This is a genomic window from Burkholderia stagnalis, from assembly GCF_039848545.1.
Lineage (GTDB): Bacteria > Pseudomonadota > Gammaproteobacteria > Burkholderiales > Burkholderiaceae > Burkholderia > Burkholderia stagnalis.
The window spans coordinates 2,294,542-2,319,747 of sequence record NZ_CP156686.1 but is presented as its reverse complement, the minus strand read 5'-3'; the positions used below and the strand labels follow the sequence as shown (position 1 = coordinate 2,319,747).

Here is a 25,206-nt window from a genome sequence, read left to right as displayed (position 1 = left end):
TTACGCCTTCACGTCTTCAGGCCTTCACGTCGCCCGCGCCCCGCGCGCGCGGAAACGTCAGCACGACCGCGAACCCGCCCTGCGGCGGGAACGCGAAGCCGACCCGCCCACCGTGCGCCTTCATCACTTCCTGCACGATCGCGAGCCCGAGGCCCGACCCCGTGCGCCGCCCGGCGCCGTCGGGTTCGAGCCGCACGAACGGCTGCAGCGCGGCGTCCCACTGTTCGCGCGGAATCCCGCGGCCGTTGTCGGCGACGCTCAGCGTCACCGACTCGCTCGTGCTGGCCACCGACACGACGATGTCGTCCGCGTGGCCGTGCAGCAGCGCGTTGTGCAGCACGTTCGACAGCGCTTCCTGCAGGCTGATCGCGTCGCCGTCGATCCACGCGTGCGGCGTGTCGCTGTCGAACGCGACCGCCACGTCGCGCGCGTCGGCGAGCGGAATCGTGCGCCCGAGCACTTCCTTGGCAATCCCGACCAGTTCGACCGGCTGCAGCGGCACGGCCTCGATGCGGTGGATCACCATCGCGTGGTTCAGCAGTTGACCGGTGAGCCGGCCGACGTCCGCGCAGGTCGCGCGCAGCGCGTCGAGCCGCGCGGCATGGCGCGCGGGGTCGGCTTCGCTGTCGAGCAGCTCGATCTGCGCGTCGAGGCGCGCGAGCGGCGTGCGCATCTGGTGCGCGGCGTCGGCGATGAAGCGCTGCATCGCGGTGATCCGCTCCGCGAGGCGGCGCATCAGCCCGTTGATCGCGCCGATGATCGCGTCGATCTCGCTCGGCGTGTCGACGGCCACCGGGCGCAGGTCGGCGGGGTCGCGCGCGGCGATGATGGTCTCGATCTGCGCGAGCGGCCGCAGGCCGCGCCGGATCGCCAGGCCGCTCGCACCGATCGCGAGCACGCTCATCAGCAGGATCAGCGTCCACACCTTGAAGCTCATGTCGTTCGTCAGCGCCTGCCGCGCGTTCGTCGTCTGCGCGACGGTGACGAGCGCCCAGCCGGGCGTGCTTTCCTCGGGCATGTAGCGCGCGATGGTCGCCATCCGGATCCGCGCGTGCTGGTAGGTGCCGTTCGCGAACGCGGGGCCGAGCTTCGCGGCGGCGAGCGTCGCGGGGCTCGCGAGGTCGTGGTAGCCGGCCACGACCACGCCGCGCGAGTCGACGACCTTGTAGTACACGAGGTCGTAGCGCGACAGCGTCGACAGCGCGGCAACCGGCGGATTCAGCGCGAGCACGCCGCCTTGAACGTAGAGGTTTTCCGCGACCTGGATCGCCGCGCCGGCGAGCAGCTGGTCGTACGCGCGTTCGGCGGCGACGCCCGCGTAGTAGCGCGCGATCGCCGCGAGCGCGAGCGCGCCCGACGCGACGACGAGCGCGATGAACAGCAGCGTGCGCCCGAACAGCGTCTTCGGGAACCAGTCAGTGCGTCGCAATCTGGTACCCCATCCCGCGCGCGGTGCGGATCTCGACCGAGCTGCCCGTGAGCTTTCTGCGCACGCGCGTCACGTATTGCTCGACCGCGTTCGCGCTCGGCTCGTTGCCGAAGCTGAACAACTGGTTCAGCAATTCGTCCTTCGAGAAGATCCGCTGCGGCCGGCTCGCGAGGATCTCGAGCAGCGCGAATTCCTGGCGCGACAGCGACAGCGGCCGGCCGTCGAGCTCGGCGAGGCGGCTGCTGCGGTCGATGCGCAGGCCGCCGAGGGTCAGCACGTCGTTCGCGTGGCCGCTGTTGCGGCGCAGGAGCGCCTGCACGCGCGCTTCCAGCTCGCGGTAGTCGAACGGTTTCACGAGGTAGTCGTCCGCGCCGAGCCCGAGGCCGCTCACGCGGTCGTCGATCGCCGAGCGCGCGGTGACGAGCAGCACCGGCGTCGTGCTGCCCGACGCGCGCAGGTTGCGCAGGATCGCGAAGCCGTCCATCGCGGGCAGCATCACGTCGAGCACGACGAGGTCGAAGCGCTCGACGCCGAGCAGGCTGTTCGCCGTCGCGCCGTTCGTTTCGAGGTCGACCGCGTGGCCGAGCCGCGTCAGGCGGCTGCGGATCGCCGCGCCGATTTCCGCGTCGTCTTCCGCGACGAGAATGCGCATGGTGCTGGCCTGCTTCGGTTCGATTGGGTTACGGGTTTTCCCGGGGGCGGGATGTCAGCATTTTCTCAGACTCGCTCGATAACCTGTGCTTGAGCCGAGGATGGCAGAGACGGCATTAATACCAGAGGAGACGGCAACATGCAGCAGGCAATCACCGAAGCGGGCGCGCCCGCATGACGCCGTCGCTGCGCCGTCGCGCATTCGTCGCCGCCGGGCTCGGCGCGGCGCTCGCGCCCGCGCTCGTACTGTCGAAGCCGCGCACGGTGCGGATCTCGAAAGGCTATGGCGTGCTGTACCTGCCGCTGCTCGTGATGGAGAAGCAGCGGCTGTTCGAACGGCATGCGGCGAAGCACGGCGTGCGCGACGTCAGCGTCGACTGGGTGCTGCTCGACGGCGGCAATTCGGTGAACGACGCGATGATGGCCGGCACGCTCGATTTCGCGGGCGCCGGCGCGCCGGGCTTCATCGAGCTGTGGGCGCGGGCGCGCGGCATTCCGAACGTCGAGGTGATCGGCATCAGCGGGCTGTCGACCACCTCGCTGTCGCTGAACGCGAACCGCCCCGGGCTGACGTCGCTGCGCGATTTCACGCCGGCCGACCGGATCGCGGTGCCGGGCATCCGCACGTCGCTGTCGGCGGTCGTGCTGCAGATGGTCGCGGCCAAGCTGCTCGGCCGGCCGCATTTCGCGCAGCTCGATTCGATCACCGTGAACCTGCCGCATCCGCAGGCGATGCAGGCGCTGATCCGGCGCGAGCACGGCGTCACCGCGCACTTCACGTCGCCGCCGTTCTCGACGCTCGAGCTGCGGCAGCCGGGCATTCATCGCGTCGTCAGTTCGGTCGACGTGCTCGGCCCGCTGACGCTCGACGTCGTGTTCGCGCCGAAGCGGCTCGTCGACACCGAGCCCGCGCTCGCGGCCGCGTTCCTCGGCGCGCTCGACGATGCGAACCGCGCGATCGCGCAGGACCCGCGCGCGGCGGCCGCGATCTACGCCGCGTCGTCGGGCGTCGGCGTGTCGCACGACGACGTGATGCAGATGCTCGCCGCGCCCGAGACGCGTTTCTCGGTGAAGCCGAACCAGTTGATGGACTACGTCGAATTTCTCTACATGGCCGGCACGATCAAGGCAAAGCCGCGCGCGTGGACCGAGATGTTCACGCCGATGCTCGGCGAATTCCGCCCGTCGTAGGCGAACGCCCGAGCGCATACAACCGAAATCAAGGAGGAGCATGCTGTGAACGCCACCGAAACCCTGGACCCCGCGTCCGCCGAAGAACGGCAGGTCATGTCGAAGATGGCGCGGCGCCTGTTGCCGATCCTCGTCGTGATGTTCCTGATCGCGTTCATCGACCGTCAGAACGTCGGCTTTGCGAAGCTGCAGATGGTGCACAGTCTCGGCATGACGGAGGCCGCGTTCGGCCTCGCGTCGTCGCTGTTCTTCATCGGCTACCTGCTGTTCGAGGTGCCGAGCACGCTCGCGCTGCATCGCTACGGCGCACGCGTGTGGCTCGCGCGGATCATGCTGACCTGGGGCCTGATTACCGTGCTGATGGGCTTCACGACGTCGATGCCGGTGTTCTGCGGGCTGCGCTTCGCGCTCGGCATCGCCGAGGCCGGTTTTTATCCGGGCGTCATCTACTACCTGACGCTGTGGTTCCCGCAGAGCTACCGCGCGAAGGTGCTCGGCATCTTCACGCTCGGCAGCGCGCTCGCGAACATGCTCGGCTCGCTGGTCGGCGGCTGGCTGCTGAGCCTGAACGGCGTGTGGGGGCTCGCGGGCTGGCAATGGGTATTCGTGGCGACGGGCATCCCGGCGGTGGTGGTCGCGATCGTCGTGTTCCGCGTGCTGCCGGCATCGTATCGCGACGCGCGTTTCCTCGACGAGCGCGAGAAGCAGGTGGTGGCGGCCGCGCTCGAACGCGAGCAGCCCGCGCACGCGGAACATGGGCAGCCGTGGAAGGCGCTGCTCGATCCGCGCGTGATGCTGTTCGCGGCGACCTACATGCTGATGTCGACGTCGCTGTATGGCGTGACGTACTGGCTGCCGACGCTCGTGAAGTCGTTCGGCGTGTCGAGCAGCACGAACGGCCTGCTCAGCATGCTGCCGTGGGCGCTGGCCGTGCTGCTGCTGGTCTGGCTGCCGTCGAAGCTGCGCCGCGCGAAGAGCATCCTGCGCACGATCGCGATCGTCGCGGCGCTCGGCGCGCTCGGGTTCCTGCTGAGCCTCGTGCTGCCGTCGACGCCGCTGCGCTTCGTCGCGCTGGTGCTCGGCGGCGCGTGCATCCCGCTGCTGTATCCGTGCTTCTGGTCGATGCCGCCGCGCTACTTCACCGGCGCGCGCGCGGCGGCGAGCGTCGCGGCGATCAACTCGATCGGCAACCTCGGCGGCTTCTTCAGCCAGAACCTGATGCCGTTCGCGGGGAAGGTGACCGGCACCGCGTTCGGGCCGATGATCGTGCCGATCGTGTGCCTCGCGTTGCTTGGGGCCGGTGCGCTGGTTGCGTGGACGCGGTCGGAGCGGGGGATGGTGACGGTGGGGGTGTGAGGGGGCGGGGCGCGTGTCGGTCGGCACGCCTCGGCTGCAGGGCCCGCCGGACGATTCGGCACCGGCACGACGGTATGCCGATCGGACGACTGCGCATCCATCAGCCGATGTGCTACCATGCATTACAAATGTAATGCAGGAGGATGCGATGAAAACCGCGACCATGCCGGCCCTGCGCGTCGATCCGGAATTGCGCGACGCGGCCGAATCCGTGCTGGACGAGAACGAAACGCTATCGGCGTTCATGGAAGCGGCGTTGCGCGACGGCATCGCGCGTCGGCGATTCCAGCGGGAGTTCATTGCCCGCGGCCTTGCGTCTCGTGATGAAGCGCGTCGCACCGGCGAGTATTTCGACGCTGACGAAGTGCATGCAGAACTTGAAGGGATGCTGAACGCCTCGCGCATGGCGAGGAAAGCAGTTTGAGATATCAGGTGCGATACACGCGCGCGGCGCGTGAGGACCTGATGCGGTTGTACAGGTTTTTGCTCGAGCCGGATGCGCAAGCCGCGGCACGGGCGTTGGAAGCGATCGGGCAGGGTGTTTCCGTGCTGCGAAATTTTCCGTTCAGTTGCCGAAAGGCCGATGCCGCGAATCCCTTCTTGCGTGAGCTGATCATCTCGTTCGGGGCATGGGGCTACGTGATGCTGTTCGAGATCGAGTACTCGGAGCAAGTGACCATTCTGGCAGTCCGACATCAACGGGAAGACGACTACCATTGACGGAAGGCAGTCGTGCTGCCGATTGCCGCCATGCATCCCATTCGTGCCGTTGATCGCGCGGCCGCGTTCGGTTCCGCGCCTACCGCCACCTCCGCTAATCCGCGTGTCCTGTCGTGGGCCCACCGACCGTGAACGCCACCTGCGCCCCATCGAGCGGAATCCGCACCGACACCCTCGTCCCCTTTCCCGGCGCGGTATCGATCGTCAACATCCCCCCCACCAGATACGCCCGCTCGCGCAGCCCGACGAGCCCGAACGAGGTCGGCTTGCGCGGATCGCCGGGATCGAAGCCCGCGCCGTCGTCGCGGATCGTCAGCGCGATGTCGCCGCCGCCGCACGCCAGATCCACGTCGACCTGCGAGGCCGCCGCATGCCGCGCGACGTTCGCCAGCGCTTCCTGCGCGATGCGGAACACGGCCGTCGCGTACGGCTCCGCGAGGTTCCGCTCGGGCGGGTCGACGCGCAGCGTGCAGGCGATGCCGTGCCGCTGCCGGAAGTCCTGCACGAGCCACTGCATCGCCGCCGCGAAGCCGAGATCGTCGAGCATCAGCGGCCGCAGGTCGGACGCGATGCGCCGCGTCGCGGCCACCGCGCCGCGCGCGAGCCCGTGCATCGCCGCGATCTTGCGGGCGAGCATCGCATCGTCCTGCGGCACGCGATCGATCAGCCATTCGAGATCGTTCTTCAGCGTCGCGAGCGTCTGCGCGAGTTCGTCGTGCAGCTCGCGCGCGATGCGGCGCTGCTCGGCTTCGCGCGCGCTCGCGCTGATCGCCGAAATCTCCCGCAATTCCTCGCGCGACGCCTGCAAGGCCCGCTCCGCGCGCACACGTTCCTCGACCTCGCGCCGCAGGTCGCGGTTCGACGCGCTGAGCTGCGCGGTGCGCGCGGCGACGCGCTGCTCGAGCCGTTCGTTCGCGTCGTTCAGCTCCGCCGTCTTCTGCAGCACGAGCTGATGCTCGTGCCGTTCGCCGGCGAGCGCACGCGCCGTGCGCGCATGCAGCCGGCCGTTCTCGAACAGCAGCGCGAACAGCACGACGCTCGACGCGACGAACCCGTAGATGCGCCCCGCGTAGAAGCCGAGATCGAAGCGCCCATGATTCAGCATCGCCGACAGCGCGATGTCGAACAGCCACGCGACCGTCACGATCATCACCCACAGATCGAGCACCGAGTGGCGCCGCCGGCGGCGCCACATCAACGCGAGCGCGACCACGTTCAGCGCCCAGACGGCGACGACGGGGCTCAGCAGCGGCTCGATCATCCAGTTGCCGCGCATGACGCGCGGCAGGTAGGCGTGGCCCGCCGTCGTGAACACCGCGATCGCGACGGTCGCGAGCAAGGTCGCGACGACGCAGCCCGCGATCGGCACCGCCGCATGGCTGGCCGGCTTCGGCGGCGTGCGCGGGGCGTCGCGCAGCAGCGCATAGCACGCGACCACGAGCGGGAAGCCGCCGTGCCAGAACATGTAGAGCCATGCGGTGGTCTGCTCGCCCGCGTGCAGCAAACCGGTGGGCGCGAACAGGCCGGGGAAGGTCAGCATGTGCACGCCGGCCATGAAGCCCGTGAACAGGTAGCCGGCCGCGAGCACCAGCAGCGCCCGCTCGCGCAGGATCGCGAACTGGCCGAGCAGCAGGCCGGCCGTCGCCATGTCGTTGACGAGGATCGCCGTCTGGTAGACCGGGATGAACCCCCACTCCCGCGCGAGCGGAATCGGCGCGAACGGCACGAGCGCGACGAAGATCGCCGCCGACACGATGACCGTCGCGAGCGCGAGCCGCCGCTCGCGCGGCCCCGGCGGCAGCGACGACATGAACATCCGCGACGGGTCCGTCTCGGCGTCGCGGGCGGCGGCGTCCACCTGCGGTGGCGGATCGTCCGGCCGCGTGGAGTCGTGCTGGGGCGTCGCGGCGTGCGTCATGCGTCGTCCAGGTCGATGCCGAGGCCGTGGCGCACCGCATAGCGGATCAGCGCCGCGTCGTGCGGCAGGTCCATCTTCTCGAGAATGCGCATCTTGTAGGTGCTGACGGTCTTGGCGCTCAGCGCGAGCGCGCCCGCGATCTCCGTGACGGTCTGCCCGGCGACGATGCGGCGCATCACGTCGAACTCGCGCGCGGACAGCCGCTCGTGCGGTAGCGTCTCGGCGGGCGCGTGCAGGGTGCGCGCGAGGCTTTCCGCCGCCGACGGGCTGACGTAGAGGCCGCCCGCCGCCACCTTGCCGACCGCCGCGACCAGCTCGGCGGTCGCGCTGTCCTTCGTCAGGTAGCCGGTCGCGCCGGCCTTGAACGCGCGCGCCGCGTACTGCTCCTCCGTATGCATCGTGAGCACGAGCGTGCGCAGCGCGGGCGCGTGGGTCTTGATCATCCGGATGAGCTCGATGCCGGTCGGCGCGGGCATCGACAGGTCGAGCAGCAGCACGTCGGCCGCGCCGCGCTCGGCGAGCGCGAGCGTGGTCGCCCCGTCGCTCGCTTCGCCGACGATTTCGAAACCGCCGGCCGTCTCGAGTATGTGACGCAGTCCGTCTCGCATGACTGCGTGGTCGTCGGCCAGAATCACCTTGATCATGGAGCGGTCCTCTTGGCGGGATGACGCTTCGGTGCGCGATGGCGCGGGTGTCGTGGAGACGGTTTCCCCCGTAAGGCCGGGCCGCGCGAAGCCGGCGCGCCGGCCGTTCATCCGATCAATATATTCCGCCTGACCGAAAAACGGTAAACGTCGGCGAAATTTTCTGCGACGCGGCAGGTGAAATCGATAACGGGACGAAATAATCCGGGGAGCTTGCGATCGGCGGCGCGGCCGCAGTTCAATGATCTGATGATTGGCACGAATCGGTCGCCGAAGCGGCGCTGCTCGTCCGCTGAATCGCGCTCCGCATCGCGCCCTGAATTGCCCCGCCCGCCAGGACGGGCCGCCGGCGGCGCGCCCCGGTTCGGGACTACACTGAGTTCGACGCCGGCCCCACCCTGCGAGGAGAGCCATCGATGATCGATCTCGCCGCCATCCTGCCGGCCGCGCTGCTCGCCGCGGTCGCGTGGCGATGCGGGGCCGCCGTTCCACAGGACACCCGATGAGCGAAACGATCCATGCGTGGCTTGCCGCCGTCGGCGCGCATCCGGCGCTCGTGCTCGTCATCGTGTTCGCGACCGCGTGCGCGGAGGCGATCGCGCTGGTCGGCACGGTCGTGCCGGCCGGCGCGGTGATGTTCGCGGCCGGCGCGCTGATCGGCGCGGGCGCGCTCGACGGCTGGGCGACGATCGGCGTCGCGGTGGCCGGCGCGGTGGTGGGCGACGGCATCAGCTACGAGCTCGGCCGCCGCTATCGCAGCGCGGTCCGCAACTGGTGGGCGCGGCTCGGCCACGCCGCGGCGTACGAGCGCGGCGAGCAGTTCGTGCTGCGCCACGGGATGAAGAGCATCGTGCTCGCGCGCTTTCTCGCGCCGGTGCGCGCGGTCGTGCCGGTGGTGGTCGGCTGCGCGTCGCTGCCGCGCCGGACGTTCTATCCGGTGAACGTCGGCTCGGCGCTCGTATGGGCGCCGGTGCACGTCGCGCCGGGCATCGCGTTCGGCGCGTCGGCCGCGCTTGCCGAAGCGGTCAGCACGCGGGTCGCCGCGATCCTGCTGGTGGTCGCGGCGCTGGTCGCGGCCGTGTGGTTCGGCGTGCGCGTCGCGCTGCAGCGCGGCGTGCCGCTGCTGCACCGCGCCGCATTGGCCGCGTGGCACGCGCTCGCGCATCGCCGGCCGTGGCTGGTCGCCCGGCTTCGCGGGCTCGTCGCGCGCGTGCGCCGGTTGCCCGGCGCGATTCCGGTGCTCGCGCTGCTGTTCGTCGGCAGCGTCTGGTTGTTCGCGGGGATCGTGCAGGACGTCGTCGCGAACGATCCGCTGATGGGCGTCGATACCACGCTGTACGGATCGCTGCTGAACCTGCGCACGCCGCCCGTCGACGCCGCGATGCGCGCGGTCGCGGTGCTCAACGGCCGCGACGTCGGCCTGATCGTCGCGGCCGCGTTCCTCGTGTGGCTGGTGATCCACCGCTGCTGGATGACGGCCGTGTGGTGGATCGCGACGGTCGGCGTCGCCGTCGTGATGGTGCCGGCGTTCGGCGCCGGCACGAACGGCGCGACGCCCGCGAACCTCGCGCCCGGCAGCCCGCACGTGCCGCTGCCCGACGCCGACGCGGCGTTCGGCATCCTCGCGAGCAGCTTCATGGGCTGGGTGCTGACGCGCGGCCGTGGCGCGCTGTGGCGCACCGGCGTCGTGACCGCGATCGTGCTGTGGATCGTGCTCGGCGGCTTCGCGCGGCTGTACCTGGGCGACACGTGGCTGTCGGGGCTGCTCGGCGGCTGGAGCCTCGGGCTCGCGTGGTTCGCGCTGCTGGCCGGCGCGTATGCGTACGGGCACGTGCGCGACGAAGTGCAGCCGCGGGGCGCGCTCGTCGCGGTCGTCGTGGTGCTGGCGACGGCGGGCGTCTGGACGGTGCCGGCCGCGTGGCAGGCCGACCGGGACCCGCGCGCGCACAGCCGCGTGGTCGCGATGACGGTCGACCAGTGGATGCGCGGCGGCTGGCAGCGCGTGCCGACGCGGCGCACCGAGATCAGCGGCGATCGCGAGGAATTCCTGCCGCTGCAGTGGTGCGTCGCCGCCGACGTGCTCGCCCGGCATCTCTCGCACGCGGGCTGGCAGCGCGCGACGCCGTGGTCGCTGCAGACCGCGCTGCGCTGGCTGGTGCCGCAGGCGCCGGCCGACGGGCTGCCGGTGCTGCCGCGCTATTCGCAGGGCGTGGGCACGCGGCGCGTGTTCGTGCGCGCCGATCCCGGCCAGCCGGACAGCCGGCTCGTGCTGCGCTTGTGGCGCTATCCGTATGTGCTGCAGGACGCGCAGGGCACGCGGGCGCTGTGGTACGGCGCGCTGTATCGCGAGACGCTGCACCGCCCGGCCGGGCTGATGACGATCGTGCGCACCGCGACGATCGAGCGCGCGCCGGACATCGCGCAGGCGCTCGCGATCGACGCGACCGTCGTGCATCCGCCGGCGGGCACGCCGTCGGCGCCGGCCGACGTGCTGCTGGTGTGGATGGCGGCGCGGTGAACGCGCACGGCGCTCACGCGCGGGGGCTGGCTTCCGGCTCGACGGTCAGGCGCAGGCCGACGGTCTTGAGCACCGCGATCAGGGTTTTCAGTGTCGGGTTGCCGTTGGGCGACAGCGCGCGGTAGAGCGCCTCGCGGCTGATGCCGGCTTGCGCCGCGACCGCGCCGAGGCCGCCGTAGGCTTCGGCGACGGTGCGCAGCGCGAGCAGGCCGGCCGCGCGATCGTCGGGATCGTCGAGCGACGCCATCGCCGCCTTCAGGTATTCGACCGCCAGTTCGCGATCGGCGCGCAGCTCCGCGAGTTCGGCGTCGTGGTGCGACACCGCGCCTTTGAGTGGGCTCAAGCTTGCCTCCGTTTCCATTCCGTCCAGATTGCCTTCGCGTGCCCGATGTCGGCCGCCTGGCTGCCTTTGTCGCCGCCGGTCAGCAGCAGGACCACCGCCTTGCCGTGCCGCCCGCAGTACACGCGGTAGCCGGCGCCGACGTGAATGCGCAGTTCGATCACGCCGCCGCCAACCGGCTTGCAGTCGCCGAAATGGCCCATCTGCACCTGGCGCAGGCGAACGCGGATCCGTGCCTGCGCGACCTTGTCGCGCACGGCGAGCAGCCATTCGGTAAAGGGTTCGCGACCGTCGTCGCATCGATGGCGAAGCAGTTCGATGACAGGCAGCATTGTAACTTATAAGCTACAAAACGAGAATGAAAGGAGCCGACCTCGAAACGTGCCGGGGGCGGCACGCATGCAAAGCAAAAGGCGCTGCAGCCGGGCGGCTGGCAGCGCCTTTCGTTGCGGGCTTCGGACGATGAAACCCGCTAACCGGACGAAGTCGATTCTTTCATTCGTTACGAACTGCCTGCTATTGGCCGGACGGCCAACGTTACCGCGCACCAATCACGCCGTCGCCGCCACCCGTTCCCGCGCGAACCCCGCGAGCGTGCGCAGCGCCTCCCGCGCCGAGCGCAGATAGAACGACTGCAGATGGAACACGTGCCAGCGCGCTTCGTGCACCTCGAGCCGGCACGGCACGCCGCACGCGAGCGCGTGATTCGCGAGCCGCACCGAATCCGACAGCAGCACTTCCTGGTCGCCGGCCTGGATCAGCATCGGCGGCAGGCCGCGCAGGTCGGTGTCGAGCGGGCCGAGCGCCGTGGCCGCGCCGGCGCCGTGATACCAGCGCAGCCCCTGTTCGAGCCAGCCGCGCCGGATCATCGGGTCGTCGCCGCGCCGCGTCGCGAGCGTCTCGCCGCCGAGCGCCGCGTCGGTGACGGGCGAGATCAGCAGCAGCCCGGCCGGCGCGGGCTCGCCGCGCTCGCGCAACGCGATCGCGAGCGCCAGGGCGAGCGCGCCGCCCGCCGAATCGCCGGCGACGACGATGCGCGACGGCGCATGCCCCTGCGCGCGCAGCGCGGCATACGCGGCCAGCGCATCGTCGAGCGCGGCCGGGTGCGGATGCTCGGGCGCGAGCCGGTAGTCGGGCGCCCAGACCGCCAGGCCCGATTCGTCGGCGAGCCGCGTCGTCACGCTGCGGTGCGTGCCGGGCCCGCCGACGCAGAACGCGCCGCCGTGCAGATAGAGGATCGCGCCGCCGCTGTCGCCGCGTTTCGGCGCGACGACCTCGGCCGGCACGCCGCCCGCCTGCGTGCGATAGCGGATCATCCCGCCGACGCCGGGCATCAGCGGCGCCAGCAGCCCGACGACGCGCCGCTGCACGCCGATGCCGAACGGCGGCCCGATCAGCGCCCGGAAGCCGACTCGCAGGAAGCCGCGCAGGAGCCCCGCGTTGAGCGCTTCCAGCGCGCCCTTCGGCGCGGCGACGGCGACGCTGCCCGCGCGCCCCGCCGCGCCCGGCAGCACGCTCGAGAAGCGGTATGCGGCGAGGCCGGAGCGGCGCGCGAGCCACCGGTACGTCAGCGTGAAGCCCGGCCAGTTGGTGCTGTTGTGGCCGGACGCGTCGACATACCAGCTCTTGCAGCCGCTCCACACCGAGCCCGCGAGGCGCTGCTGGACGTGCAAGTTGTAGCGCCGGTAGCGGCCCGCGTCGACGTCGATCGCGCTCGCGCCCGCCTGCCGCATCGCGCGCACGCAGCGCATCACGTGCGCGATCTGGCTTTCGAGCATGTAGACGATCGAGTTGTGGCCGAGGTTGGTGTTCGGGCCGTACAGCATGAAGAAGTTCGGGAAACCCGGCACCGTCATCCCGAGATACGCCTGCGCGCCGCGCCGCCACGCATCGTTCAGGTCGAGCCCGCCGCGGCCGGTGATGCGCATCGGCGACAGGAACTCGGTGGCCGCGAAGCCGGTGCCGTAGACGATCGCATCGACCGGATGATGCGTGCCGTCGGCGGTCTCGATCCCGTGTTCGGTCACGCGGCGGATGCCTTGCGTCACCAGCTCGACATTGGGCCGGGCGATCGCCGCCAGGTAGTCGCTCGACAGCAGGATGCGCTTGCAGCCGATCGGGTAGTCGGGCGTCAGGCGTTCGCGCAGCGCCGCGTCGGGCACTTGCCGCGCCAGCAGCTTGCGAAACGGCCGGCCGACCGCGACGTCCATCAGGCCGTTCAGCCGCGTGAACGCGATCGCGCGCGATTCGTAGCGCAGGTAGATCGCCGCGCGGTGCAGCTTCATCGCCCACGGCAGCCGCCGGAACAGCGCCTGTTCCCATCGCCGGTACGGGCGGTCCGGGCGCGGCATCAGGTAGGCGGGCGAGCGCTGGAACACCGTCAGCGACTTCACGGCCCCCGCGATGGCCGGCACGAACTGGATCGCCGATGCGCCGGTGCCGACCACCGCGACGCGCTTGCCGGCGAGCGGATACGCGTGGTCCCAGTGCGCGGAGTGGAACGCGTGGCCGCGGAACGTTTCCATGCCCGGCAGCGTCGGCAGTGCGGGGCGGCTCAACTGCCCCGTGCCGCTGACGAGCAGTGCGGCGCTCAGCTCGGTGCCGTCCGCGAGCGTCACGCGCCACAGCGCATGCGGCTCGTCGTAGCGCGCATGCGCGACTTCCGCGCCGAAGCGCAGGTGCCGCGCGAGCCCGTACTTGCGCGCGCAGTGCTGCAGGTACGCGTGGATTTCCGCTTGCGGCGCGAACGTGCGCGACCAGCGCGGGTTCGGCTCGAACGAGAACGAGTACAGGTGCGAGGGCACGTCGCACGCGGCGCCCGGGTAGCTGTTGTCGCGCCACACGCCGCCGACGTCGTGCGCGCGCTCGAGGATCACGAAGTCATGCATGCCTTCGCGTTGCAGCGCGATGGCCATGCCGATGCCGGCGAAGCCCGCGCCGATGATGATGGCGGCCAGCGGCGCGGCGGCTGCGGCGGCGTCGGGTGCGGTGGACTCAGGCGAGTGCATGGCGGATGTCCTCGGGTTGGGCGGGGCGGGTAGGGGCGGCGTCGGAGGTGGGCGCAGCCTCGGTTTGCGCGTCGGCGTTCGCCTCGGCACGCGGCTGGATCGACACGCGGCTCGCGCCGCGCATCAGGTCGACCGCCTTCTCGGCGATCATGATCGTCGGCGCGTTGGTGTTGCCGCCGATCAGCGTCGGCATCACCGACGCATCGACGATGCGCAGCCCCTGCAGCCCGCGCACGCGCAGCTGCGGATCGACGACCGCGAGCGCGTCGCGTCCCATCCGGCACGTGCCGACCGGGTGGTACACGGTGTCGGTGCGTTGCCGCAGCACGTCGCGAATCTCGTCGTCGGTCGTCACGTTCGCGGTGAACAGGTCGCGCGTGATCCAGCCGGCGAGCGCGGGCGCCTGCATCAGCCGGCGTGTGAGCTTGAAGCCCGCGACCATGTCGTCGAGGTCGCGCGGATCGTCGAAGAACGCCGGATCGATGCGCGGCGCCGCCAGCGGATCGGCGCTCTGCAGCGTGACCGCGCCGCGGCTGCGCGGGCGCAGCAGGCACACGTGGCACGACATCCCGTGGCCGGTGTGGAGGCGGCGCGCATGGTCGTCGACGAGCGCGACGACGAAATGCAGCTGGATGTCCGGCGCGTCGAGTTCGGCGCGCGTCTTCAGGAAGCCGCCGCCTTCCGCGAAGTTCGACGTCAGCATGCCGCGCCGCTCGCGGCGAAAGCGCAGCAGCTCGCGCAGCATGCGCAGGCCGCCGCCCGCCGACACGCCCAGCGTGTCGACGCTGCGCGTGCGATAGCCGAAGATGAAATCCGGATGGTCCTGCAGGTTGCGGCCGACGCCGGGCAGGTCGGCGAGCGTGCGGATGCCGACGCGCGCGAGCTCGGCGGCCGGGCCGACGCCGGACAGCATCAGCAGTTGCGGCGTCTGGAACGCGCCCGCGGCCAGCACGACTTCGCGCCGCGCACGCAGCGTGCGGACTTCGCCGTGCTGCCGCACCTCGACGCCGATCGCGCGCGTGCCGTCGAACAGGATTCGCAGCACCTGCGCGTGCGTCTCGACCGTGAGGTTGTCGCGGCGGCCGACGTGCGGCAGCAGGTACGCGCGCGCGGCGCTCCAGCGCTCGCCGTGCTTCTGCGTGACCTGGTAGAGGCCGATGCCTTCCTGCTGCGCGCCGTTGAAATCGTCGGTCAGCGGCAGGCCCGCCTGGCGGGCCGCTTCGAGGTAGCGCGCATGGAACGGGTTGCCGGTGCGCAGGTCGCTGACCCACAGCGGGCCATCGCGGCCGTGCCACGCGTCGTCGAAGCGCTCGTTGTGCTCGCTGAGCCGGAAATACGGCAGCACGTCGTCGAAGGCCCAGCCGTCGTTGCCGAGCGCGGCCCAGTGGTCGTAGTCGCTGCGGTGGCCGCGGATATAGACCATCGCGTTGATCGCGGACGAGCCGCCGAGCGCCTTGCCGCGCGGCTGGTAGCCGCGGCGCCCGCCGAGCCCCGGCTGCGGCACGGTCTCGAACGCCCAGTTGTTGATGCGGGTAGGCATCATCGCGACGGCGCCGGTCGGCACGTTGACGAGCGTGCCGTCGCCGCGGTTGCCGGCCTCGAGCACGCAGACGGTGACGTCCGGGCGCTCGGTCAGCCGCCCTGCGACGACGCAGCCGCCCGATCCGCCACCGACGACGATGTAGTCGAATGTTCTGGTCATGGAATCGTTTCCGGAAAGTCGGCGGGTCAGGCGGCGCGCGACGGTGCGCGGCGTGCGGCGACGGCGGCAGGCGGGTTCGAATGCATGGTGTCTCCTAGGGCGGTCATGGGAGTCGTTCGGCGACGACTGGATGACGCCGATGGTGCGTGCCGCGTGGGAAAACACCAATGCTGCGACGGGACAATTGTTTTAGTATTTGGGCCAAATCGGCGCTTCGAGGGTATCTCCGCTTGACGTCCTCACCCGCCTAAAGGCGGGCGATTCCCACACCTGGCGATGCACGTCCGCATCGGAGAATGTTCAACGCAGCGTTGGTATCACGATCATGCACGACACCACATCCACTGCATGTCCACTCTCTTATTCGCAGCCCTGCGATACCTTTCGGCCGCGTCGTGCTGTCTTTCGACCCGCACGCCGAACAGGACTGGGTAGAACCGCTTTCGTCCACTTCTTCGAACGTGGCGCCGTGCGCGATCGCTTTGTAACGGAGCTTGTCCCGGAAGGACGACCAGGCTGCGTCATAGACGCTCTTCGCCATCCTGGTTCTGGCGAGTTTGGCGGCCGACACGTTGCCGACCGCGATGTAATCGAAGCGCCGCACCAGATCGAGTGCGAGCTTGTGCTGGAAATTGGCGCGAGCATTTGCGACCTTTGCGTACAGCTTCGCGATATGTCGTTTGTGCTTTCGCGCTCGCTGAGCTTTCGCGAGCTTGTCTGCCGCTCGTCGGCCAAACTGGTCGTTCGGAAGTTTCTCGCCCGTCGAAAGTGTGGCGAAGTCTTTCAGACCAAGATCGATGCCAACACCGGAGCGGATCGGGCGCGCCGGAACATCGGGCATCTCGATTGCGATGTTCAGGAACCAGTTGCCGCGCGCGTCCTGCGCAAAGCTGGTTCCGTCCTTGATCTTGCCTTCGGGAAGCGGGCGGCTGCTGAACACGCGGAAGGTGTTTCCGGCAAAGCGAAACGCATCGCCCTCGCGTTTCAGGTCGCGGCCTTTCAGTGGCACCCAGCCCAACGATTTTCTGCCGCGATAGCGCAGGTAAGGGCGTCGGTGCTGGCTGCGCGATTTCGCGTATTGCTCGCACGTCGCGTTGATCGTGCCGGAGTGGATGCCGAGTTCCTTGCTGCTGCCGGTCGTCAACACATTCAGATCGAACCCCGTCGGCCATTTCTTGTTCCACTTGAGCGCCTGCTTCTGCGTGTCGTTGCAGAAGTTCCAGACGTAGTTCACCGCACGGCTCTGCTTGCTAAGCAGTCCGTTGAGCGACTTCACCCGGTAGCGGTAGACAAGGATCATGCCGGCCATCCTAACCCGTGGAAGAAGCTGCCTGTCAAGCGCGCTCCTTTCCTTACCGCCATACGCCCCGAAGGAAGTCCCCTTGGTGGAAATGGCGGGGTTTCTCGGAGTTACTGATGAGCTTCCAGGATTTCACCCGGAGTCCGGCCGGCGCGCGGCTGCTGGTCGATTTCGGCGGCGAGCGAGGCGTGCCGCAGGCGAAGCTGCTGGCCGGCACGGGCCTGTCGGCCGCACAGCTCGACGACCCGAACGCGGAGGTCACGGCGGACCAGGAACTGCGGCTGACCGGCAACCTGCTGCGGCTGCTCGGGCATCCGCAAGGCCTCGGCTTCGAGGTCGGCCAGCGCTATCACTTCTCGGCGTACGGCGTGTGGGGCTACGGGTTAATCGCGAGCGCCACCGCGCGCGATGCGCTCGCGCTAGCACTGCGTTTCCTGCCGCTTACCTATGCGTTCACCATCATCACATATCGGGAGGACGACGAAAGCTGCGTGCTGAACTTCGGCGCGCCGGAGCTGCCGGACGCGTTGAGCCGGTTTTGCGTCGAGCGCGACATGACGGCGGCGGTGGTGCTGCTGCAGGAGATCGGGGGCGCGGATTTCGCGCTGTTGCGCTTCTCGTTGCAGGCCGACCGCGTGACGGGCGCACGCGGTGCGATCGCGCTAGTGCCGCGGATCGGCGACGTCGAGCCCGTGTTCGGCGCGCGTTCGAACAGCCTGGTGTTCGAGCGCGCGTATCTCGACCGGGCGCTACCGCATGCGAACCCGATCACGGTGTCGATGTGCGAGCAGATGTGCAACCAGTTGCTGGAAGCGCGGCGTGCGCGCGTTGGTGCCACGGCGCTGATCCGCCACTACCTGAGCGCGACGCCGGGCACGCTGCCGTTTTCGCTCGAGGACATGGCGCGGCTGATGAACACGAGTGCACGCACGCTGAAGCGGCGGCTGCAGGAAGAGGGTACGACGTTCCGCGCGCTGCTTGCCGAGTCGCGCGGCGCGATGGCCGAGGCGCTGCTCGGCGACGAGCGGCTGACGCTGACCGACGTGGCGGAGCGGCTCGGGTTCAGCGACTTATCGAGTTTCTCGCAGGCGTTCAAGCGGTGGTATGGGGTGGCGCCGGGGGCGTTTCGGAGTGGGGTGCGGCGCGGCGTGGACGGCGGGTGAGACTTGTGAGGCCGTCCATTGCATTGAACGCGCACCGTGTCGAAATTCGCAGGATCATCGAAGCCAATCGCGCGTCGAATGCGCGCGTGTTCGGGTCTGTCCTGCATGGCGACGACACCGATGAAAGCGACCAAGAATCAGTCTCTTGAGGCCCCCTACGTTATCGCTCCTTTCTCCAAACGCCCACTCGCATGTCTAACCTCGAGCAAATTTACGAGAGATTCCACACCCCGAGCGACGAAGTTGCCGCGAGGGAAGTCGCGGCGATGAGCGATGAGGAACAGCCGGCAGCGCCATCGACACTCACTGCCATCTGCTGCCTCACGCTGAACGTCAGCGTCTGGCCGCGGTGGCTCACCACGATCATTTTTTCCCGCCGGACCGATATGGCGTCGTCGATCCTGCCGATGCCGACTGGGTCGGAGAACTCGCCGTCAGGGCATTGGATAGGGAAGTCAAGGAAGCGCCTGTCGATGCACCGGCCGGCTGAACGTTGACGTAACGGCACGAAACGAGGACGCAAAGTCTTTTGAGTTTCGTCCGTCAGAGACGCGCATCGCGCGCCTCTTCACCCCCCCGCCTCCCGATGAAACAGCGCGAGAAACTGCTGCGCCGGCACCGACAGCGGCCGATCCCGCCGCACGAGGCTCCCATACGACGGCAGCTTCTGCCCAAGCGTGTAATCGACGATCGCGACCATCCCGTGCGCGGCATTGAGCGCGGCGACCGTCTGCGGAATCACGCCGAGCATCCGTGAGCGGTCGACGAGGTTCATCGTCGTGAGGATCGAGCCCGTCTCGATCAGCCCGCGCGGCATCGGCTGGTGATGCATCCGGAACTCGCGCTCGACCACTTCGCGCGCGGGGCTGCCGGCCGGCTGCAGGATCCACGGATAGTCGAGCAGCGCCGCGAATTCGACGCGCTCCCGGCCGACCAGCGGATGGTCGCGGCCCGCGACGATCGCGAGCGCCTCGTCGTCCACCGCGCGGAATTCGCAATCCGCGCCGACATCGCGCCCGATCACCACTTCGAGCACGCCTTCCTGCAGCTGCGGCATCAGCTTGTCGCTCGTATCGACCGCGATGTCGATCGCGAGCAGCGGAAAGCGCGCCTTCAGCTGCACGAGCGCCTCGGTGAGCCGCCCGGGCGCGGCCGCCATGATGCTGCCGATCGCGAGCCGCCCCGCGCTGCCGAGCTGCAGCTCGGCCAGCTCGCGGTTCAGCGCTTCCATGCTGCCGCGTATCCCGCGAAAGTAGCCGAGCACCCGCTCGCCGGCCGGGTTCAGCACCAGCCCGCGCCCGACGCGCTCGAACAGCGGCTGGCCGAGCGCGTCCTCGAGCTCGCGCAGCATCTTGGTCGCGGCCGGCTGCGTGAGGCCGAGCCGGTCGGCGGCAGCGCGCAGCGTCGAGCATTCCTCCACCGCCAGCAGCAGCGCGACCTGGCGCATCCGCAGCCGGTTCAGCAACTGCGGCGTCGAGTCCTTCCGGTCGATCGAACCCAATCTGATTACCTCAGGTTATCAATTCATCAAGAGTTTTCAATTTACCGGTGCGTTCCGTCTACCTAGCATGAACCCCACATGACGAACGGCCGCTTTCCGGCCAGACAGCACAGGAGACGACCATGCAGACGAATTCGGCCACCCCCGCCCGCGGCCCGGCCCGCGCCGGAGCCCGCGCATGACGGCCGCCCCGGCATTGCCCGTCGTCGCGCTGACGCTCGGCGACCCGGCCGGCATCGGCCCCGAGCTGATCGCGAAGCTGCTCGCGCGCCCCGACGCCACGTCGCGCGCCAATCTGGTGCTGATCGGCGACCGCTGGCTGTGGGAAGCCGGGCAGCGCGTCGCGGGCGTGCGGGTCGAGCTGGAACCGGTGGCGTCGCTCGCCGCCGTGCGCGAGCGGCCGTCATGCGCGCGGCCGGCCTTCGTCGCGGTCGATACCGTCGATCCGGCGCAGGTCACGGCAAGCCGGGCCGGCGCCGCCGGCGGCCGCTCGGTGCTCGACGTGCTGAACCGCTGCATGGACGCCGCGCGCGCCGGCGACGTCGACGCGATCTGCTTCGCGCCGCTCAACAAGCACGCGATGAAGCTCGGCGGCCTGCGGCACGAGGACGAGCTGCACCACTTCGCCGAATACCTCGGCGTGACCGGCTACTTCTGCGAATTCAACACGCTCGGCGAACTGTGGACCGCGCGCATCTCGTCGCACATTCCGCTGAAGGACGCGGCCCGCTACCTGTCCGTCGAGCGGATCGAACAGGCCTCCGAACTGATTTACCGCGCGCTGCTTGCGAACGGCGTCGCGGCGCCGAAGGTCGCGATCGCCGCGTTCAACCCGCACGGCGGCGACGGCGGCAGCTGCGGCCGCGAGGAGATCGACGTGATCGAACCGGCGGTGCGCGCGCTGCAGGCGCGCGACTGGCCGACCGACGCGCCGTTCCACGGCCCGTTCCCGGCCGACACGATCTTCCTGAAGGCGCAGGCCGGCGACTACCAGGCGATCGTCACGATGTATCACGACCAGGGGCAGATCGCGATCAAGCTGCTCGGCTTCTCGCGCGGCGTGACCGTGCAGGGCGGCCTGCCGGTGCCGATCACGACGCCCGCGCACGGCACCGCGTACGACATCGCGGGGCGCGGCACGGCCGACGTCGGCGCGACCTGGCAGGCGCTGCAGATCGCGTGCCGGATGGGCGCCGCGCACCGCCGGCAGACCACGTCCGCGTGACGGCCATCCGCCACCCCCATTCAGAACCGAACACCCGGAGACAACCCCATGAAGATCAAGGCCGTACGCGCACGCGTGTACCAATGGAAAGGCAAGACGGTGCCGCCGCAGGGCAACTTCTGCTCGAACGCGATGGACCTGCTGTATGCGCCGCAGGAGACGATGAGCACGTTCCGCTTCCACGCGTGGACGGTGGTCGAAGTGGAGACCGACGACGGCATCGTCGGGCTCGGCAACGTCGCGCTCGCGCCGCACGTCGCGAAGGCGATCGTCGACCAGTACCTCGCGCCGCTCGTGATCGGCCAGGACCCTTGGGACTACGAATACCTGAACCAGCGGATGTATCGCGCGACCCACGCATGGGGCCGCAAGGGCATCGGCATGGCGGCGATCTCGGCGGTCGACATCGCGATCTGGGACATCCTCGGCAAGAGCGTCGGCAAGCCCGTGTTCAAGCTGCTCGGCGGCCGCACGAAGGAAAAGATTCCCTGCTACTACTCGAAGCTGTACCGCACCGATCTGCGCGAGATGCAGGCGGAAGCGCAGCGCTATCTCGACGAAGGCTTCCGCGCGTTCAAGATGCGCTTCGGCTACGGGCCCGCGCACGGGCAGCAGGGCGTGGCCGAGAACCTGAAATCGGTGGCGGCGATCCGCGAGGTGATCGGCTATGACAACGACCTGATGCTCGAATGCTACATGGGCTGGAACCTCGAGTATGCGAAGCGCATCCTGCCGAAGCTCGAGAAATACCAGCCGCGCTGGCTGGAAGAACCGGTGATCGCCGACGACCTCGACGGCTACGCGGAGCTGAACCGGCTCACGAGCATCCCGATCTCCGGCGGCGAGCACGAGTTCTCGCTGTACGGCTTCAAGCAGCTGCTGGACCGCAAGGCCGTGTCGGTCGTGCAGTACGACACGAACCGCGTGGGCGGCATCACGATGGCGCACAAGATCAACGCGCTGTGCGAGGCGTACAGCGTGCCGGTGATCCCGCATGCGGGCCAGATGCACAACTACCACCTGACGATGAGCACGCTCGCGTCGCCGATGAGCGAGTACTTCCCGATGTTCGACGTCGAGGTCGGCAACGAGCTGTTCTATTACATCTTCGACGGCGAGCCGGTGGCCGAGAACGGCTTCCTGCAGCTGCGCGACGACGTGCCCGGGCTCGGCCTTACGCTGAAGACCGAATTCCTCGACCAGTTCGACATCGTGGAGTGACCATGCGCGCACGTTACCAGGGCGTCTTTCCGGTGGCGCCGACGATCTTCACCGACGACGGCGCGCTCGATCTCGACGGCCAGCGCCGCGCGATCGACTTCATGATCGATGCCGGCTCGCACGGCATCTGCATCCTCGCGAACTACTCGGAGCAGTTTGCGCTCGGCGACGACGAACGCGACCTGCTGACCCGCACGGTGCTCGAGCACGTCGCCGGCCGCGTGCCGGTGATCGTCACGACGTCGCATTTCAGCGCGCGGATCTGCGCGGCGCGCAACCGGCGCGCGCAGGCCATGGGCGCGGCGATGGTGATGGTGATGCCGCCGTATCACGGCGCGACGTTCCGCGTGCCGGAGGCGTCGATTCACGCGTTCTTCCATCAAGCGAGCGACGGGCTCGACATCCCGCTGATGATCCAGGACGCGCCCGCGAGCGGCACGCCGCTGTCGGTCGACTGCCTCGCGCGGCTCGCGCGCGAGATCGACGCGGTGTCGTACTTCAAGATCGAGACGCCCGGCGCGGCCGCGAAGCTGCGCGAGCTGATCCGCGCGGGCGGCGATGCGATCGAAGGGCCGTGGGACGGCGAGGAGGGCATCACGCTGCTCGCCGATCTCGATGCGGGCGCGACAGGCGCGATGACGGGCGGCGGCTATCCGGACGGCATCCGCACGATCACCGACGCGTATTTCGCGGGCCGCCGCGATGAAGCGTGCGAACAGTACGCGCGCTGGCTGCCGCTGATCAACTACGAGAACCGGCAGGCCGGCTTCCTCGCGGCGAAGGCGCTGATGAAGGCGGGCGGCGTGATCGCGTGCGACCGGCCGCGCGCGCCGTGGCCCGACCTGCATCCGGATACGCGCGCGGGGCTGCTCGACGCGGCGCGGCGGCTCGATCCGCTCGTGCTGCGCTGGGGGCGCTAGGCGCACTGACCACCACACCGAACGGCCCGCCAGAAGGCCGCATGCATACCGACAAAGCCGAAAACGATTGGAGACACCATGACCACCCTGAACCACGCGAGCCCGGCCTACGATGCCGACGCCGCCACCCCCATTCCGCGCCGCCGCTGGCTGCGCGTGATCCCGCCGCTGCTGATGGCCTGCATCGTGTCGTACATGGACCGCGTGAACATCGCCTTCGCGATGCCGGGCGGGATGAACGCCGAGCTCGGCATCGGCGCGAGCATGGCCGGCCTCGCGGGCGGCATCTTCTTCTTCGGCTACCTGTTCCTGCAGATTCCGGGCGGGCGGCTCGCGGCGCTCGGCGGCGGCAAGAAGTTCATCGCGTGGTCGCTGGTGAGCTGGGCCGTGCTGTCGGCGCTGACGGGGCTCGTCACCGAAGCGTGGCAGTTGCTGACGCTGCGCTTCCTGCTCGGCGTGGCCGAAGGCGGGATGCTGCCCGTCGTGCTGACGATGGTCAGCAACTGGTTTCCCGACCGCGAGCGCGGCCGCGCGAACGCGATGGTGATCATGTTCGTGCCGCTCGCGGGGATCATCACCGCGCCGCTGTCCGGCTTCATCCTCGCCGCGTACGACTGGCGCCACCTGTTCTACGGCGCGGGGCTGCTGTCGCTCGCGTTCCTCGCGATCTGGCTGCCGTTCGCCGACGATCGCCCGGAAACCGCGCGCTGGCTGTCGCCGCGCGAAAAGGCCTACCTCGTCGACGCGCTGCGCGCGGAGCGCGAAGCCGCACGCGGCAACGCGCAGCACACCGCGACGTCGTTCCGTGCGCTGCTGCGCGACGAGACGGTCTGGCGGCTCGTCGCGATCAATTTCTGCTACCAGGTCGGCATCTACGGCTATACGCTGTGGTTGCCGACGCTCCTGAAAAACCTCACCCATGGCGGGATGGCGCAGGTCGGGATGCTGGCGATCCTGCCGTACATCGGCACGATGCTCGGGATGAGCGTGACGTCGTATTTGTCGGACAAGACCGGCAGGCGGCGCCTGTTCATCGTGCTGCCGCTGCTCGGCTTCGCCGCGTGCCTGTTCCTGTCGGTGCGGTTCCAGTCGGCGACGTGGGTGTCGTATGCGTTCCTGATCGGCTGCGGCTTCTTCCTGCAGGCGGCGGCCGGCGTGTTCTGGGCGATCCCGCCGAAGCTGTGCAGCGTCGAGACGGCAGGCAGCGCGCGCGGGCTGATCAACGCGCTCGGCAACCTCGGCGGGTTCTGCGGCCCGTATGCGGTGGGCGTGCTGACCCAGCACGTGAGCGCGGCGGCCGGCGTGTACAGCCTCGCGGGCGCGCTCGCGGTGGCCGGGCTGCTGACCTTCACGCTGCCGAAGCGCTGCGAGGTGTGAACCGGCGCGGGAACGCACGAATTCGCCGCGGCCCGCGCGCCGCGGCGGCATGATCGAAGTACGGAGACACGACATGAACGACATCCTGCTGCTGGTGCAGAAGTGCGCCCATACCTTCAGCTTCTACGACCTCGACACGAAGACGGCGCTCAAGCACATCGTGCTGCCGAACTTCCCGCATGAATTCACCGTCGACGCGAGCAATCGCTTCGCCTACGTCGGCATCTTCGGGATCGAGACCGCGTGGTCGCGCGGCCACGAAGGCGACCACCGGATCGCCGAGATCGACCTCGCCGAGCGCACCCACACGCGCATGCTCGACCTGTGGCCGTACTACCGGCCGCACGGCATGGCGAGCGACCGCGAAGGGCGCCTCTATGCGATGAGCGAGGCGCACGACATGCTGCTCGTGTTCGACCGGCCGACCGAGCAGGCGGTGCCGAACCTCGCGGTGCCGTCCGGCGGCGTGAAGACGCACCTCGTGACGCTCACGCGCGACGCGAGCCGCGCATACGGCGTGCACCTGCTGTCGAACACGGTCACGCAGTTCCATCCGCGCGACGCGACGGTCGCGCCGCGCGCGGTGATGCCGGGGCCGCGCCCGGAAGGCAACGCGCTGTCGAGCGACGAGCGCACGCTGTTCGTCGCGAACCGCGGCGACGACACGCTGGTGGCGATCGACACCGACACGATGGCCTGCGGCCGCCGCGTGAAAACGCGCCACGACCCGAACCGCATCTATCGCACGAGCGCGCCGGACGGCCGCGACCTGCTGCTGCTGACCAATTCGGGCGAGCGCTCGATCTCGGTGTTCGACGCGCAGCAGCTCGAGGAGATCGAGCGCGTCGCGCTGCCCGCGAACCCGACCGCGCTGTCGTTCCATCCGGCGCGGCGAGCGGCCTACGTGTCGTTCCAGGACGACTACGTGCGCGAGCTCGATCTCGATGCGTGGCGCTTCGTCAGCGCACTGCCGACGCTGCGCGAGCCGGACGCGTCGTTCGTGCTCGCCGGCGCGCGCTGAC

At 69.4% G+C, this 25,206-nt stretch carries 22 protein-coding genes and 1 pseudogene; 13 read left to right on the top strand and 10 right to left on the bottom strand.

Features of this window, described 5'->3' with window-relative positions:
* Positions 1-16 precede the first annotated feature (16 nt).
* Entirely contained in the window at positions 17-1,429 is a 1,413-nt protein-coding gene (locus tag ABFO07_RS27010; protein ID WP_347468901.1) for a sensor histidine kinase, read from the bottom strand.
* The gene (locus tag ABFO07_RS27005; protein WP_059564105.1) at positions 1,416-2,081 is read right to left on the bottom strand and encodes a response regulator transcription factor; all 666 of its coding nucleotides are present in this window, start codon (positions 2,079-2,081) and stop codon (positions 1,416-1,418) included. Before ABFO07_RS27005 ends, ABFO07_RS27010 begins: the two co-directional genes overlap by 14 nt.
* A gap of 173 nt (positions 2,082-2,254) precedes the next feature.
* Here ABFO07_RS27005 and ABFO07_RS27000 point away from each other — a divergent pair, with 173 nt between their 5' ends.
* From ABFO07_RS27000 to ABFO07_RS26985, 4 genes are all read left to right on the top strand, one after another.
* The gene (locus ABFO07_RS27000) at positions 2,255-3,271 is read left to right on the top strand and encodes an ABC transporter substrate-binding protein (RefSeq protein WP_059564104.1); all 1,017 of its coding nucleotides are present in this window, start codon (positions 2,255-2,257) and stop codon (positions 3,269-3,271) included.
* Between the two features lie 45 nt (positions 3,272-3,316).
* On the top strand, positions 3,317-4,627 hold the full coding sequence (locus ABFO07_RS26995; RefSeq protein WP_059803567.1) for an MFS transporter: 1,311 nt from the start codon (positions 3,317-3,319) through the stop codon (positions 4,625-4,627).
* 148 nt (positions 4,628-4,775) lie between these two features.
* Positions 4,776-5,051 (top strand): YlcI/YnfO family protein, encoded by a 276-nt coding sequence (locus ABFO07_RS26990; protein ID WP_059803650.1) that lies wholly within the window; start codon positions 4,776-4,778, stop codon positions 5,049-5,051.
* Positions 5,048-5,347, top strand: a complete 300-nt coding sequence (locus ABFO07_RS26985; protein ID WP_347468899.1) for a type II toxin-antitoxin system RelE/ParE family toxin — start codon at positions 5,048-5,050, stop codon at positions 5,345-5,347. Before ABFO07_RS26990 ends, ABFO07_RS26985 begins: the two co-directional genes overlap by 4 nt.
* Positions 5,348-5,441: 94 nt before the next feature.
* Here the strand turns inward: ABFO07_RS26985 and ABFO07_RS26980 are convergent, their stop codons facing one another.
* Together ABFO07_RS26980 and ABFO07_RS26975 are read right to left on the bottom strand one after the other, a co-directional pair.
* A complete protein-coding gene (locus ABFO07_RS26980; protein WP_430733062.1) occupies positions 5,442-7,265 on the bottom strand; it encodes an MASE4 domain-containing protein in 1,824 nt (607 codons plus the stop codon).
* A complete protein-coding gene (locus tag ABFO07_RS26975; RefSeq protein ID WP_059564101.1) occupies positions 7,262-7,909 on the bottom strand; it encodes a response regulator in 648 nt (215 codons plus the stop codon). Before ABFO07_RS26975 ends, ABFO07_RS26980 begins: the two co-directional genes overlap by 4 nt.
* Before the next feature lie 502 nt (positions 7,910-8,411).
* On the opposite strand from ABFO07_RS26975, the gene ABFO07_RS26970 reads away from it, so the two are divergent.
* Positions 8,412-10,427 carry an LssY C-terminal domain-containing protein gene (locus tag ABFO07_RS26970; RefSeq protein WP_059907134.1) on the top strand — a complete coding sequence of 672 codons (2,016 nt, stop codon included), beginning with the start codon at positions 8,412-8,414 and terminating at the stop codon, positions 10,425-10,427.
* A gap of 13 nt (positions 10,428-10,440) precedes the next feature.
* Here the strand turns inward: ABFO07_RS26970 and ABFO07_RS26965 are convergent, their stop codons facing one another.
* From ABFO07_RS26965 to ABFO07_RS26945, 5 genes are all read right to left on the bottom strand, one after another.
* Complete coding sequence (locus ABFO07_RS26965) at positions 10,441-10,770, bottom strand: addiction module antidote protein (RefSeq protein WP_060018719.1); 330 nt, start codon at positions 10,768-10,770, stop codon at positions 10,441-10,443.
* Positions 10,767-11,099: a type II toxin-antitoxin system RelE/ParE family toxin gene (locus tag ABFO07_RS26960; protein ID WP_347468896.1), complete on the bottom strand. Its 333-nt coding sequence runs from the start codon at positions 11,097-11,099 to the stop codon at positions 10,767-10,769. The genes ABFO07_RS26965 and ABFO07_RS26960 overlap by 4 nt, the downstream gene beginning before the upstream one ends.
* A gap of 219 nt (positions 11,100-11,318) precedes the next feature.
* Entirely contained in the window at positions 11,319-13,775 is a 2,457-nt protein-coding gene (locus ABFO07_RS26955; RefSeq protein ID WP_347468895.1) for an alpha/beta hydrolase fold domain-containing protein, read from the bottom strand.
* Positions 13,762-15,477, bottom strand: coding sequence for a GMC family oxidoreductase (locus ABFO07_RS26950; RefSeq protein ID WP_124491513.1), 1,716 nt, complete (start codon positions 15,475-15,477; stop codon positions 13,762-13,764). Before ABFO07_RS26950 ends, ABFO07_RS26955 begins: the two co-directional genes overlap by 14 nt.
* A 247-nt stretch (positions 15,478-15,724) precedes the next feature.
* Positions 15,725-16,777 carry an RNA-guided endonuclease InsQ/TnpB family protein gene (locus ABFO07_RS26945; RefSeq protein WP_059994861.1) on the bottom strand — a complete coding sequence of 351 codons (1,053 nt, stop codon included), beginning with the start codon at positions 16,775-16,777 and terminating at the stop codon, positions 15,725-15,727.
* A gap of 116 nt (positions 16,778-16,893) precedes the next feature.
* On the opposite strand from ABFO07_RS26945, the gene ABFO07_RS26940 reads away from it, so the two are divergent.
* From ABFO07_RS26940 to ABFO07_RS26930, 3 genes and pseudogenes are all read left to right on the top strand, one after another.
* Positions 16,894-17,940 carry an AraC family transcriptional regulator gene (locus ABFO07_RS26940; protein WP_059920622.1) on the top strand — a complete coding sequence of 349 codons (1,047 nt, stop codon included), beginning with the start codon at positions 16,894-16,896 and terminating at the stop codon, positions 17,938-17,940.
* Positions 17,941-17,945: 5 nt separating this feature from the next.
* Positions 17,946-18,071: pseudogene (locus ABFO07_RS26935) on the top strand (nucleotidyltransferase); the annotation flags it as partial.
* Between the two features lie 60 nt (positions 18,072-18,131).
* The gene (locus tag ABFO07_RS26930) at positions 18,132-18,437 is read left to right on the top strand and encodes a hypothetical protein (protein ID WP_155651459.1); all 306 of its coding nucleotides are present in this window, start codon (positions 18,132-18,134) and stop codon (positions 18,435-18,437) included.
* Between the two features lie 71 nt (positions 18,438-18,508).
* Here the strand turns inward: ABFO07_RS26930 and ABFO07_RS26925 are convergent, their stop codons facing one another.
* On the bottom strand, positions 18,509-19,441 hold the full coding sequence (locus ABFO07_RS26925; RefSeq protein ID WP_060272235.1) for a LysR family transcriptional regulator: 933 nt from the start codon (positions 19,439-19,441) through the stop codon (positions 18,509-18,511).
* A gap of 178 nt (positions 19,442-19,619) precedes the next feature.
* Here ABFO07_RS26925 and ABFO07_RS26920 point away from each other — a divergent pair, with 178 nt between their 5' ends.
* From ABFO07_RS26920 to ABFO07_RS26900, 5 genes are all read left to right on the top strand, one after another.
* Positions 19,620-20,666 (top strand): 4-hydroxythreonine-4-phosphate dehydrogenase PdxA, encoded by a 1,047-nt coding sequence (locus tag ABFO07_RS26920; protein WP_059564093.1) that lies wholly within the window; start codon positions 19,620-19,622, stop codon positions 20,664-20,666.
* A gap of 48 nt (positions 20,667-20,714) precedes the next feature.
* Positions 20,715-21,887 carry an L-rhamnonate dehydratase gene (locus ABFO07_RS26915; protein WP_059564092.1) on the top strand — a complete coding sequence of 391 codons (1,173 nt, stop codon included), beginning with the start codon at positions 20,715-20,717 and terminating at the stop codon, positions 21,885-21,887.
* 2 nt (positions 21,888-21,889) lie between these two features.
* Positions 21,890-22,807: a dihydrodipicolinate synthase family protein gene (locus ABFO07_RS26910; protein WP_060018707.1), complete on the top strand. Its 918-nt coding sequence runs from the start codon at positions 21,890-21,892 to the stop codon at positions 22,805-22,807.
* A 78-nt stretch (positions 22,808-22,885) separates the two neighbouring features.
* Positions 22,886-24,184, top strand: a complete 1,299-nt coding sequence (locus ABFO07_RS26905) for an MFS transporter (RefSeq protein WP_124491510.1) — start codon at positions 22,886-22,888, stop codon at positions 24,182-24,184.
* A 73-nt stretch (positions 24,185-24,257) separates the two neighbouring features.
* Entirely contained in the window at positions 24,258-25,205 is a 948-nt protein-coding gene (locus ABFO07_RS26900) for a YncE family protein (RefSeq protein WP_347468892.1), read from the top strand.
* Position 25,206 lies beyond the last annotated feature (1 nt).

Bases quoted from the DNA above. Each gene is read 5' to 3' on its own strand.
- ABFO07_RS27005 (WP_059564105.1), bottom strand. From the start codon at position 2,081: ATGCGCATTCTCGTCGCGGAAGACGACGCGGAAATCGGCGCGGCGATC.
- ABFO07_RS27000 (WP_059564104.1), top strand. From the start codon at position 2,255: ATGACGCCGTCGCTGCGCCGTCGCGCATTCGTCGCCGCCGGGCTCGGC.
- ABFO07_RS26990 (WP_059803650.1), top strand. From the start codon at position 4,776: ATGAAAACCGCGACCATGCCGGCCCTGCGCGTCGATCCGGAATTGCGC.
- ABFO07_RS26980 (WP_430733062.1), bottom strand. From the start codon at position 7,265: ATGACGCACGCCGCGACGCCCCAGCACGACTCCACGCGGCCGGACGAT.
- ABFO07_RS26975 (WP_059564101.1), bottom strand. From the start codon at position 7,909: ATGATCAAGGTGATTCTGGCCGACGACCACGCAGTCATGCGAGACGGA.
- ABFO07_RS26970 (WP_059907134.1), top strand. From the start codon at position 8,412: ATGAGCGAAACGATCCATGCGTGGCTTGCCGCCGTCGGCGCGCATCCG.
- ABFO07_RS26960 (WP_347468896.1), bottom strand. From the start codon at position 11,099: ATGCTGCCTGTCATCGAACTGCTTCGCCATCGATGCGACGACGGTCGC.
- ABFO07_RS26955 (WP_347468895.1), bottom strand. From the start codon at position 13,775: ATGCACTCGCCTGAGTCCACCGCACCCGACGCCGCCGCAGCCGCCGCG.
- ABFO07_RS26950 (WP_124491513.1), bottom strand. From the start codon at position 15,477: ATGACCAGAACATTCGACTACATCGTCGTCGGTGGCGGATCGGGCGGC.
- ABFO07_RS26945 (WP_059994861.1), bottom strand. From the start codon at position 16,777: ATGATCCTTGTCTACCGCTACCGGGTGAAGTCGCTCAACGGACTGCTT.
- ABFO07_RS26940 (WP_059920622.1), top strand. From the start codon at position 16,894: ATGAGCTTCCAGGATTTCACCCGGAGTCCGGCCGGCGCGCGGCTGCTG.
- ABFO07_RS26930 (WP_155651459.1), top strand. From the start codon at position 18,132: ATGTCTAACCTCGAGCAAATTTACGAGAGATTCCACACCCCGAGCGAC.
- ABFO07_RS26920 (WP_059564093.1), top strand. From the start codon at position 19,620: ATGACGGCCGCCCCGGCATTGCCCGTCGTCGCGCTGACGCTCGGCGAC.
- ABFO07_RS26915 (WP_059564092.1), top strand. From the start codon at position 20,715: ATGAAGATCAAGGCCGTACGCGCACGCGTGTACCAATGGAAAGGCAAG.
- ABFO07_RS26910 (WP_060018707.1), top strand. From the start codon at position 21,890: ATGCGCGCACGTTACCAGGGCGTCTTTCCGGTGGCGCCGACGATCTTC.
- ABFO07_RS26905 (WP_124491510.1), top strand. From the start codon at position 22,886: ATGACCACCCTGAACCACGCGAGCCCGGCCTACGATGCCGACGCCGCC.
- ABFO07_RS26900 (WP_347468892.1), top strand. From the start codon at position 24,258: ATGAACGACATCCTGCTGCTGGTGCAGAAGTGCGCCCATACCTTCAGC.